The 11519-nt window shown below is 55.0% G+C and carries 8 protein-coding genes and 2 riboswitches; of the genes, 3 read left to right on the plus strand and 5 right to left on the minus strand.

Translation table 11 applies throughout. The features are described 5' to 3' along the window. Window positions 1–136: 136 nt before the first annotated feature. Window positions 137–1417: a crotonyl-CoA carboxylase/reductase gene (gene ccrA, locus TMES_RS03545; protein WP_085579420.1), complete on the minus strand. Its 1281-nt coding sequence runs from the start codon at window positions 1415–1417 to the stop codon at window positions 137–139. A 251-nt stretch (window positions 1418–1668) separates the two neighbouring features. Here ccrA and TMES_RS03550 point away from each other — a divergent pair, with 251 nt between their 5' ends. Beyond that, a complete protein-coding gene (locus TMES_RS03550) occupies window positions 1669–3744 on the plus strand; it encodes a protein meaA (protein WP_085579422.1) in 2076 nt (691 codons plus the stop codon). Window positions 3745–4056: 312 nt separating this feature from the next. Here TMES_RS03550 and TMES_RS03555 read toward each other — a convergent pair whose 3' ends face one another. The 4 genes from TMES_RS03555 to ispH all read right to left on the minus strand — a co-directional run bounded on the left by TMES_RS03555 (window position 4057) and on the right by ispH (window position 9101). Beyond that, on the minus strand, window positions 4057–6474 hold the full coding sequence (locus TMES_RS03555; RefSeq protein WP_245835187.1) for a putative bifunctional diguanylate cyclase/phosphodiesterase: 2418 nt from the start codon (window positions 6472–6474) through the stop codon (window positions 4057–4059). A gap of 239 nt (window positions 6475–6713) precedes the next feature. After that, window positions 6714–7157 carry a ribonuclease HI gene (gene rnhA / locus TMES_RS03560; RefSeq protein WP_085579872.1) on the minus strand — a complete coding sequence of 148 codons (444 nt, stop codon included), beginning with the start codon at window positions 7155–7157 and terminating at the stop codon, window positions 6714–6716. Window positions 7158–7161: 4 nt separating this feature from the next. Further along, window positions 7162–8139: a homoserine kinase gene (locus tag TMES_RS03565; protein ID WP_085579424.1), complete on the minus strand. Its 978-nt coding sequence runs from the start codon at window positions 8137–8139 to the stop codon at window positions 7162–7164. 14 nt (window positions 8140–8153) lie between these two features. Beyond that, entirely contained in the window at window positions 8154–9101 is a 948-nt protein-coding gene (ispH, locus tag TMES_RS03570; RefSeq protein WP_085579425.1) for a 4-hydroxy-3-methylbut-2-enyl diphosphate reductase, read from the minus strand. A gap of 307 nt (window positions 9102–9408) precedes the next feature. Between ispH and TMES_RS03575 the strand changes: the two genes are divergently transcribed. Together TMES_RS03575 and gcvT are read left to right on the plus strand one after the other, a co-directional pair. Further along, the gene (locus tag TMES_RS03575) at window positions 9409–9963 is read left to right on the plus strand and encodes a hypothetical protein (protein ID WP_085579427.1); all 555 of its coding nucleotides are present in this window, start codon (window positions 9409–9411) and stop codon (window positions 9961–9963) included. 108 nt (window positions 9964–10071) lie between these two features. Beyond that, window positions 10072–10175: riboswitch (glycine riboswitch) on the plus strand. A gap of 3 nt (window positions 10176–10178) precedes the next feature. Then, a riboswitch (glycine riboswitch) is annotated at window positions 10179–10291 on the plus strand. Window positions 10292–10349: 58 nt separating this feature from the next. Continuing rightward, window positions 10350–11465 carry a glycine cleavage system aminomethyltransferase GcvT gene (gene gcvT, locus TMES_RS03580; RefSeq protein WP_085579429.1) on the plus strand — a complete coding sequence of 372 codons (1116 nt, stop codon included), beginning with the start codon at window positions 10350–10352 and terminating at the stop codon, window positions 11463–11465. The last annotated feature ends 54 nt before the right edge of the window (window positions 11466–11519 follow it).

Raw genomic sequence — 11519 nt, forward strand, 5'->3', positions numbered from 1 at the left:
ATATTTATAAATGAAAACCGGGACGTGATCCTGCCCGTAACGGGCGAGGTTCGGGCAGGATCGCGCCGGTCACAGTCGAAAGTGGCAAGGGATGCGTGTCGAGGGAACCAAACCATCATCGCCCGCCATGTGGGATTTATCCTTCGACTGCGTCTTCCAGCGTGCGCATCCCCGGCCGTTTGGCCTGCACCAGCACCGCCATGTTGCCGGGCTTGTGTTCGTTGCGCATCATTTTCATGTGGGCACGCGGAATATCTTCCCACGAAAACACATCCGACATGCTGGGGTCGATCCGGCGTTCGATCACCAGTTTGTTGGCCTGTGCCGCCTGTTTTAAATTGGCAAAGTGGCTGCCCTGAATGCGTTTTTGCCGCATCCAGACAAAACGGGCATCGAATGTCAGGTTAAAGCCGGTGGTACCGGCACAAAACACCACCATGCCACCGCGTTTGACCACATTGCACGATACGGGAAATGTCTGTTCGCCGGGATGTTCAAACACAATGTCAACATCGACACCCTTGCCGGTAATATCCCAGATCGCCTTGCCAAATTTGCGCACTTCTTTCATGTAAGGGCCAAATTCCGGCCCGTTCACGGTGGGAAGCTGGCCCCAGCAATCAAAATCCTTGCGGTTGATCACGGCCTTCGCCCCCAGGCCCAGCACAAATTCGCGTTTGCTTTCGTCGGAAATAACGCCAATCGCATTGGCCCCGGCAGTGGTAATCAACTGGATCGCCATCGACCCAAGGCCACCCGAAGCCCCCCACACCAGCACATTATGGCCGGGGCGCAAAATATGCGGGCGATGGCCAAACAACATGCGATAGGCGGTCGCCAGTGTCAGCGTGTAGCACGCGCTTTCTTCCCATGTCAGGTGTTTGGGGCGTGGCATTAACTGTTGCGATTGCACATTGGTAAACTGGGCAAAGGAGCCATCAGGGGTTTCATAACCCCAAATGCGCTGGGTGGGCGATAACATCGGGTCGCCACCATTGCATTCCTCGTCATCGCCATCATCCTGATTACAGTGAATGACAACCTCATCGCCGACTTTCCAGCGTGTGACTTTTGAGCCGACCGCCCAGACAATGCCCGAGGCATCGGACCCGGCAATGTGGAAGGGCTCGTTATGAACGTCAAACACCGAAATCGGTTTGCCCAGGGCCGCCCACACACCGTTGTAATTAACCCCGGCCGCCATCACCAGCACCAGTACCTCGTGCGAGTCGAGAACCGGCACATCGACCACTTCGCACTGCATTGCGGTATCAGGGTCGCCGTGGCGTTCGCGGCGAATGGCCCAGGCATACATTTGCTTTGGCACATGGCCCAGCGGCGGAATTTCGCCAATGTCATAAAGGTCTTTGACGTCCGGTCCGCCCCGGTGTGGTGCAATCTCAGCGGCGGTGTTCATGGCCTTCACTCCTTTTTCGGGCCGCGTGCGGCACGGAATAACGACTTGTCGGCAAGGGAAACGCCACATTGGGCGAGTCCCCGTTGGCAATGGCGTGTAACGCTTTGGTTTCACTGCATTGCGTAATTTCGCTTTTATCGCGTTGCACAAATTGTTATATAATTACCCAGTGAATGTCTAGTGGGTAATTTAAGAACGTTTTCGCGAAATAATCGGAAAGCGTTTAAGCAACAAATGTACGCGAGGTCGCCATGTCAACAGATCGCACACGCACTGCAACATCGCCGAAACGCGACCGCCCGTGGTTGATCCGCACCTATGCCGGGCACAGTTCGGCCCAGGCCTCAAACGCGCTTTATCGGCAAAATCTGGCCAAGGGCCAAACCGGCCTGTCGGTGGCGTTCGATTTACCTACCCAGACCGGGTATGATTCCGACCACGTGCTGGCACGCGGCGAGGTTGGCAAGGTGGGGGTGCCGGTGTCACATCTGGGCGATATGGAAGCCCTGTTTGACGGCATCCCGCTTGATAAAATGAACACATCCATGACCATCAACGCCCCGGCGGCATGGTTGCTGGCGTTGTATATTGCGGTGGCGGAAAAGCAGGGGGTGAAACGCGCCGATTTGCAAGGCACCACCCAAAACGACATCATCAAGGAATATCTGTCGCGCGGGACCTATATTTTCCCGCCCGCCCCCAGTTTGAAACTGATCACCGATGTGGCGGCCTTTACCTATCGCGAGGTGCCAAAATGGAACCCGATGAATGTGTGTTCCTATCACTTGCAGGAAGCCGGGGCGACGCCGGAACAGGAACTGGCCTTTGCCCTGGCAACCGCCATTGCCGTGCTGGATGCCGTGCGCAGCTCGGGCCAGGTGCCCGAGGATGAATTTGGCCAGGTGGTGGGGAGAATTTCGTTTTTTGTGAATGCCGGTATTCGTTTTGTTACTGAAATTTGCAAAATGCGGGCGTTTTGCGAGCTATGGGATGAAATTACCCAAACCCGTTATGGCATTAGCGATGAAAAATTCCGCCGGTTTCGTTATGGCGTGCAGGTGAATTCACTGGGGCTGACCGAACAGCAACCTGAAAACAATGTATACCGCATTTTGATTGAAATGTTGTCGGTGGTGTTGTCGAAAAACGCCCGCGCGCGCGCTGTGCAGCTTCCGGCCTGGAACGAGGCACTGGGGCTGCCGCGCCCGTGGGATCAGCAATGGTCGTTGCGCCTGCAACAGATCATGGCCTATGAAACCGACCTTCTGGAATATGAAGACCTGTTTGATGGCAACCCGGCGATAGAGCGCAAGGTGGCGATGTTAAAACAGGGGGCACTGGCCGAACTGGCAAAAATTGATGCCATGGGCGGGGCGATTGCGGCGGTGGATAGCGGCTATATGAAGGGCGAACTGGTGCGCGCCAATGCCCAACGGTTGGCTGATATTGAAAACGATGTCACCCGCATTGTCGGCGTAAACGCCTTTGTCGAAACCGAACCTTCGCCCTTAACCGTTGATGGCATCCAGTCGATTATGACGGTGGATGACATGGCCGAAAGCGAACAGATTGAAAAACTGGCCCGCTGGCGCGACACCCGTAATGGCGATGCGGTAACAACCAGCTTGCAAAAACTCGAACAGGCCGCGCGCGCGGGCGACAACATTATGGAACCCTCCATCGCCTGTGCCCATGCCGGGGTGACAACCGGCGAATGGGCGCAAACCCTGCGCGATGTGTTTGGCGAATACCGCGCCCCGACCGGGGTGACATCGATCATTTTAAGCGATGATGACGGGGCCGATGGCAAAATGACCGACCTGCGCCACAAGGTGGATGCGGTATCGGCCCGTTTGGGCACAAGGATGAAAATGCTGGTTGGCAAACCGGGGCTGGATGGCCATTCCAACGGGGCCGAACAAATTGCCATGAAGGCCGGGGATGCCGGAATTGATGTGTTATATGACGGCATTCGCTGGACACCGGATGATCTGGTGAAAAATGCGCTTTCCAATAATGCTCATATTGTTGGTTTGTCGATTTTGTCAGGTTCGCATGTGGCGCTGGTGCGCGATGTGGTGCGCGGCCTGCGCGATGCCGGGGCGGGGCATATTCCGGTGGTGGTGGGGGGCATTATCCCCGAAGGCGATGTGCTGGTGCTGCGCCAAATGGGGGTGGTGGCTGTTTACACGCCCAAGGATTACCAGCTGGTCGCCATTATGACCGATATGGTCAAACTGGTGGAAAGCCGGGTCGATCAATATCGCAAAGCCGATGCCGAAGACGAAATTGGCGGCGACCATCACGACCCGGTAACGATTTACTGACCACAACGACACTCGGCAAACCCGGCGAGAGATGTTTTTGCCGGGTATCTTCGTATGCTCCCCGCAGCATTTTGGTGATTCGTCGCCAATGGTGACGATGGTCTCGCACCATATTTTGCGATTGTGATGAACTCTACCTTAGCTTTGCCAAGGCATGCCATGTGGCAGCGTGTGCATGCAAATACGGTGTATCAACAGGGGGCACATTGCAAAGATATAGGGCAAGGTGGGGCAGGGCCAAGAAGGCGGGCGACGGGTACGGGGAACGGAGAAACGTTGCTGATAAGAACGGCTGCCAGCAATGAAATCTGATTAGTCTTCGCCGTTAACGATTTCCGCTTCGATCATGGCGGCTTTGTATTTTGCCGCCCGCTCCAGAACCCATTTTTCAAAAACCGGTACCGGCAGGGGTCTGGAAAAGAGGAAGCCCTGAATGAAATCGCAGCCCTTTTTTTGCAGGTATTTCAGCTGTTCGATTTCTTCCACACCTTCGGCAACCACATCAAGATACAGGCTGTGGCCAAGGCCGATTACGGCGTCGACAATGGCTTTGTCGTCGGGGTCAACATTGATGTCATTGACAAAGGACCGGTCGATTTTAATCGAGGTCACCGGGAAACGTTTGAGGTAATTCAGCGATGAATACCCGGTACCAAAATCGTCAATCGCAATGCCAACACCCAGTTTTTTCAGTTCCTTTAGGGTGGAAACGGCTTTTTCCGGGTTGTTCATCAGGATCGATTCGGTAATTTCAAGTTCCAGCGTGCCTTCGGGCAATTTGGTTGTTTGCAGCGTCTGGGTGACGGTGCGCACCAGTTCGGCATCCTGAAACTGGGCGGGCGACAGGTTAACCGCCATGCGCAAATCGGGCATGCCGTTTTCGCGCCAGATTTGGGTTTGTTTGCAGGCTTCGCGCAACACCCACGCGCCCAAACGGTTGATTAACCCGCATTCCTCGGCCACCGAAATAAACTCGCCGGGTAAAATCAGGCCGCGTTCCGGGTGGTTCCAGCGCACAAGGGCTTCGGCCCCTACCACCTGTTCGGTCTGGCAATCCACCTTGGGCTGATAATAAAGTTCAAGCTGGTTGAAATCCAGCGCGTTGCGCAAATCTTCTTCGATGGTTTTGCGCTCCTTAACCCGCTCATGCATGGAGGGCAGGAAGAAACGGTAATTGTTGCGGCCTTCGGCCTTGGCGGCATACATCGCCATATCGGCGTTTTTAACCAGCTGTTCGGGGTTGTCGCCATCCTCGGGGAACAGGGTAATGCCGACCGATGCGGTTGAATGCAGGCGAATGCCCCGGCAATCAAACGGTTGTGCCAGCTCGTCAATAATGCGCTGGGCCAGAACAATGGTGTCTTCGATGTTTTGAACATCGGTCTGGATAATGGCAAATTCATCGCCCCCCAAACGCGCGGCGGTATCCGAATCGCGAATAATACGCGACAGGCGCTGGCCCATTTCCTGAATCATCAAATCGCCGACATCATGGCCGAAATGGTCGTTAATGTCCTTGAACCGGTCCAGATCCACAAACAAAACGGTTACACCGCGCTGAAACCGGCGCGCCGACAGCAACGCCTGACGCAGCCGGTCCAAAAACAAGGTGCGGTTGGGCAGGCTGGTTAACACGTCATGCACCGCAAGGTGGCGCATGCGGGCTTCGGTTTGTTTGCGTTCGGTAATATCGGTATAGGTGGCAACATAACCACCCCCGGGCATCGGGTTATGGTCGACCTGCACAACCCGGCCATTGGGCCGGGTGCGTTCCATGCGGTAAGGTTCACGCCGCCGCGCAATGGCAACCCGGTCTGAAATCAGGGCGGGGATGCTGACCTCGCCATATTCGCCGCGTTCACCATTAAAGCGCAAAATATCGGAAAGCGGCGTGCCTTCCTTAACCAGGTCGCGCGGCAGGTTCAAAAGCTCTATATAGCGTTCGTTCCATACCATCAGGTTCAAATCCTGATCAAACAGGCATATTCCCTGACCGATATTATGCAAGGTCGCTTCCAAAAGGGCCTGTTTACGCTGGGCTTCTTCCTGTGACTGGCCTTGCAAGGCCACCATTTCATTATATTCACGAATAAGCAGGCCAAGTTCATCGACGCTGTTCCATTCCACCGGGCGCCGCAGGCGGCCATGTTTGGTCATGCGGATGGAATGCAACAGCCGAGACAGCGGTTCCTTGATCGAGCGGCGGTTGGCAATCAGCAGGCTGGCGGTGACAACCGCAATCAGCAAGGCAAACAGGATCAGATCAATCAGGATCCGGCGCCATAAAAGCTCGCGCACGCGGGCTTCGGTGAAGTAAATTACCAGTTCGCCAACATCGTGGCGCACATTGTTGCGTTCAAAATAAACCCGGCGCGACAGGCGCAATGTATCGTTGAGGTCGCCCTGCGATGCGCCGGTGCGGGCAAATTCGGTGCCATCGGCACCCAGGGCGCGCACGGCAACAATGTCGCGGTCGCGGCTCATGGCGTTCAAGGCTGATTCAATATTATCAACATCAAGATACCAGAACGGCGTTGCCAGAACGCGGGCATTGATATCGGCTGTTTGTTCGATTTTTTCATTAAGATCGTCGCGCAGGACGATATAGCTGGCATAGCCAAAAATAACGAACAGGATCAGACAGCACAGGGCCACGAGCGGCAGCGCAATAAACAGCAGCCGACTGCTAAGCGATTTTCGCTGCAAAAAGCCGTAAGACCCGTGCGGCAACTCATCCTCCTGACTGACCTAGTCTTTTGGTCAGTATTTGGCCCCCATCCGGATGTGTACTCTATACCCATCCCCCGTACTTAACTTGTATCGCATAGTTGCGACACGGCGAAGCACAAGATTGATTTTAGACATATAATTTGATCATACGAATAAAAAAAATATCCAGCGCCATTTTAAAGAGTTGTAATCAGATGAATTTTCGCACCATCTTTTTGCAAATGAACACGGATATGACGTTAACGGGGCACGGCCATCCGTGCCAGTTCGTCACACCGTTCGTTTTCGGGGTGCCCGGCATGGCCTTTAACCCAGTGCCATTCAATGGTGTGCGGGCGCGATGCTTCAAGCAGGCGCTGCCATAATTCCACATTCTTAACCGGCTTTTTATCGGCGGTTTTCCAGCCGCGTTTTTGCCAGCCAAACACCCATTTGGTAATGCCATCGCGGACATAGGAACTGTCGGTATAAATATCGACATTGCACGGGCGTTTGATGGCTTCTAACGCCGAAATTGCCGCCATCATTTCCATGCGGTTGTTGGTGGTGGCAGGGTCGCCGCCCGAAAGTTCTTTTTCCACCCCGCGAAAGCGCATAATTGCCCCCCAGCCACCGGGGCCGGGGTTGCCGCTACACGCGCCATCGGTAAAAATGGTGACCGTATCTTTATCGTCTTGTGTCATGGGGTTATCTGTCGCCAAAGCCATAGTCGCCAGCGGATCGCACCTTCTGGTGGAACCGCAGCTTGTTAATATATTCGCGGGGGTTTTTGGGGGTTACAAGCGCGCCCTGGGGCGTGTTGATCCAGTCGTAAAGACGGGTCAGCAAAAACCGCAGTGCCGACCCGCGTGCCAGAATGGGCAGGGCGGCAATTTCATCGGCCGATAGCGGGCGGGCCCGGTTATAATTTGCCAAAAGGTTTTGCGCCTTGGTGATGTTAAAGCTGTTATCGGGTTCAAAACACCAGGCATTCAGGCAAATGGCCACGTCATAGGCCAGCACATCGTTGCAGGCGAAATAAAAATCAATCAGGCCCGAAACATCATCCTGACCGGGAAAGAAAAACACATTGTCGGTAAATAAATCGGCATGGATGACCCCGGCGGGCAGTTTGGCCGGCCAGTTGGCTTCAAGAAAGTCCAGCTCGCCGCGGATCATGTCGCCAAGACCCGGCATCACATCATTGGCACCGTCATTGCCGCAACTGTCAAACAGCGGGCGCCATGCCTTTACCGACAGGGCATTGGGGCGGTAATAGTCAAAATCCTGCCCTGCTATATGCAGTTTTGCCAGCGCATTGCCCAGCCCGGCACAATGGTGCGGTAACACCCGGCGCGGCGACATGCCTTGTAAAAACGATGTAATTGCGGCGGGTCTGCCACACAGGCGGCGCAACGCAACCCCGTCAGTACCATGGATTGGGGTCGGGCAATTTAACCCCTTGGACGATAAATGGTCCATTAAACCCAGAAAAAACGGCAGATCATCGGGATCAACCCGTTTTTCATACAGGGTTAAAATAAACGGGGCCTGATCGGTATGAAGCAGGAAATTGGTGTTTTCAACGCCCTCGGCAATGCCCTTGAACGAAACGACTTTGCCGATGTCGTATTCAGCCACGAAACGGGCGATATCTTCATCGGACACATCGGTATAGACGGCCATGGGCACGTATTTCCTTAGCTGGCAAGTTCGCGGGGAAGTTTGAAAGTGACGTTTTCATCGGTCAGGGTAATGGTTTCAACGCTGACTTTATAACGTTCGCGGCAGGCATCAATCACTTCCTCGACCAGCACTTCGGGTGCCGACGCACCGGCGGTAATGCCAAGGGTTTTGATGTTTTGCAGTTTCGACCAGTCAATATCGCGCGCCCGTTCCACCAGCACCGAAACCGCACAGCCTTCACGTTTGGCAACCTCAACCAGCCGGTTGGAGTTTGATGAATTGGGCGCACCCAATACCAAAATCGCATCGGCACGTTCGGCAATCATTTTTACCGCGTGCTGGCGGTTGGTGGTGGCGTAACAAATGTCTTCTTTTTTCGGCACCGAAATGGTCGGAAAGCGGCCTTGCAAAATCGCGATCATTTTGGCGGTGTCATCTAGCGACAAGGTCGTCTGGGTGACAAAGGCAATGTTTTCCGGGTCGGCAACTGCCACGGTCTGCGCATCGCTTTCGGTTTCAATCAGGGTCATGCTGCCTTCGGGCAACTGGCCCATGGTGCCGACAACTTCGGGGTGCCCGGCATGACCAATCAGCAAAATGTGCTTGCCTTCTGCGTGGTGGCGTTCGGCCTCGCGGTGAACCTTTGAAACCAGCGGGCAGGTCGCATCAAGATAATGCAGGGCGCGTTGATCTGCATCTTGCGGCACCGATTTGGGCACGCCATGGGCCGAAAATATCACCGGCACGCCATCGGGCACGGCATCAAGTTCATCAACAAACACGGCCCCCATATCGCGCAGGCGATCAACGACGAATTTGTTATGGACAATTTCGTGGCGCACATAAACCGGGGCGCCATATTTAACCAGCGCCTTTTCAACGATTTCAATGGCACGGTCCACCCCGGCGCAAAAACCGCGCGGGTTGGCCAACAGAATGTGAAGGTCCGCTTTGTCGGGCATCGGCACCGCCTCGAAAATGCAAAGGACACCGGTTTGTGCCGGTATCAGGTTAACAGGTATTTCCGGTTACATAACGCGCCTGCGCCAAAGGTGCAATGATGGCGCGTTGATATATTGCCCCCAACGATGCGGTTTGCGACACCTGTTTGTGCTTTTCGCACCGGGTTGGCCCGGTGCCGGGGGCGGCGGGATGGTGTGCATTGCATAATGTGCATTGCAACGGGTTGTGCCGGGCAGATCAACAGCATAGACTGCGCGCAACTACCGGTGCCGGGTGAATTCGGCGTGTCTGATCAATGAGGCTTTGATGACGATTGCATGCAATCTGCGGCGCGCAAGTGCGCTTGGTGTGGTTTTGATGGCAGCGGGCCTTGCGGCCTGCGGGACGGATCCGTTTGGCGAAACGCCTGTGCCGGCATGCCCGCGCACCTTCCTGCCCAGCGACACCGCCCAGATCACCGAGTTTCGCGAAAAAGGCCGCGATCTGACCGATGTGGTGTTTGAAGCAGGCTTTGAAGGTTATACCGGCGAATGCAGCTATGATCTCGAAGACAAAACACTTGATATCCTGATCAGCCCGAAATTTTCCGCCCGGATGGGCCCGGCCGCATCTGATCGCTCGCAGCATCTGCAATATTTTGTCGCGCTGAAAAATCCGGGTGGCGAATTTGTGCAAAAATCGGTTTTCGATGTTGATCTGACCTTCCCCAAGGATGCCGACCGGGTGCGTTACACCGACGAACAGGTGTCTTTGCATGTGCCGCTGGCCGACGTTAATTACGGCCCGGATTATGAAATTTACATGGGCTTTCAGTTAAGCCACGATCAGCTCGATTATAACCGTACTTTTGCCAATAAATAACGATTGCGCGCCATTGGACCGGTTATAAATTATGCCCGCCACGGGGCGGATGTGTGATGTTTTGACTGGTGCAATGGCCCGACAATCCGTATAAGAGCCGATACCCAAGTGACCCCCGTGGGAGAGTTCTGCGGTCATTTCATAATGATAGCGCGGACGCCGAAGGAGCAACCTCCCCGGAAACTTTCAGGCAAACGGACCGCGGGGAGATGGGACTCTGGAAAGCAGGCGGCATGGTTTTTACATGTGCGCCTCGCCGAAGATGTAAGCCGGATCTGGTGCCAGTTTGGTGCCAGAAATGGTGATTCTTTCAGGCTCCAAGACAGAGGGGGATGTGGTTGACCAGGGGTCGGCTATGTTTCGCAACGACTGTCACGGAGAGCCTAATGGCGGACCCACAAGCCGAAAATCTATATAAAACAGCCCTTTATGACCTGCATGTTGAACTTGGTGCCAAACTGGTGCCGTTTGCGGGCTATGCCATGCCGGTGCAATATCCGTTAGGGGTTAAGGGCGAACACCTTCACACCCGTGCCAAGGCCGGGTTGTTTGACGTATCGCATATGGGCCAGGTTCGCCTGGTGGGCGAAAACCGCGTTGCCGAGCTGGAAAAACTGGTTCCCGGCGACATTGCGGTTTTAAAGCCGGGACGGACCCGCTATTCCGCCTTCACCAATGATGACGGCACCATCCTTGACGACCTTATGATTACCAATGCGGGCGACAGCCTGTTTTTAGTGATCAATGCAGGCTGCAAGGATGACGACATTGTGCATATGCGCGCCAACCTTGATAACGGCGTCGAGCTGCAAGAACTCAGTGATCGTGCCCTGATGGCGTTGCAAGGCCCCGAAGCCGCCAACGTTCTGGCGCGTTTTGCCCCGGATGTTGCCAGCCTTAAATTCATGTCCTTTGTTGAAATCGATATTGCCGGCATTCCGTGTTTTGTCACCCGTTCGGGTTATACCGGCGAGGACGGCTTTGAAATTTCAGTGCCCGATACCGAAGCCGAAAAGCTGGCCCGCCTGTTGCTGGCCGAAGACGAGGTCGAGGCGATTGGCCTTGGCGCGCGCGATTCGCTGCGCCTTGAAGCAGGGCTGTGCCTGTATGGCAACGATATCGACACCACCACCACCCCGGTGGAAGGCGATCTGAACTGGATTATCAACAAGCGTCGCCGCGAAGAAGGCGGCTTTCTGGGCGCAGATATCATTCTCGACCAGCTTGCCAACGGGGCAGACCGTAAACGCGTCGGGATTAAACCCGAAGGCAAGGCACCCGCCCGTGAACATACGATGGTGCTTAACAAGGATGGATACGACATTGGCGAAATCACCAGTGGCGGCTTTGGCCCCACCGTCGATGCGCCGATTGCCATGGGCTATGTCGCAATTGAATTTGCCGAGCCGGGCACCAAGGTGGACCTGATGGTCCGTGGCAAGGCCCGCCCGGCTGAAATCGTTGCGTTGCCTTTTGCGCCGCACCGTTATTTCCGGGGCTGATTGCGCCGTATTGCGTTCAAAACGCAGCAAGAATTAAGCAGACAACCATATTTG

This window comes from Thalassospira mesophila (genome assembly GCF_002115755.1).
Taxonomy (GTDB): Bacteria; Pseudomonadota; Alphaproteobacteria; order Rhodospirillales; family Thalassospiraceae; genus Thalassospira; species Thalassospira mesophila.

Bases quoted from the DNA above. Each gene is read 5' to 3' on its own strand.
- ccrA (WP_085579420.1), bottom strand. From the start codon at position 1,417: ATGAACACCGCCGCTGAGATTGCACCACACCGGGGCGGACCGGACGTC.
- TMES_RS03550 (WP_085579422.1), top strand. From the start codon at position 1,669: ATGTCAACAGATCGCACACGCACTGCAACATCGCCGAAACGCGACCGC.
- rnhA (WP_085579872.1), bottom strand. From the start codon at position 7,157: ATGACACAAGACGATAAAGATACGGTCACCATTTTTACCGATGGCGCG.
- TMES_RS03565 (WP_085579424.1), bottom strand. From the start codon at position 8,139: ATGGCCGTCTATACCGATGTGTCCGATGAAGATATCGCCCGTTTCGTG.
- ispH (WP_085579425.1), bottom strand. From the start codon at position 9,101: ATGCCCGACAAAGCGGACCTTCACATTCTGTTGGCCAACCCGCGCGGT.
- TMES_RS03575 (WP_085579427.1), top strand. From the start codon at position 9,409: ATGACGATTGCATGCAATCTGCGGCGCGCAAGTGCGCTTGGTGTGGTT.
- gcvT (WP_085579429.1), top strand. From the start codon at position 10,350: ATGGCGGACCCACAAGCCGAAAATCTATATAAAACAGCCCTTTATGAC.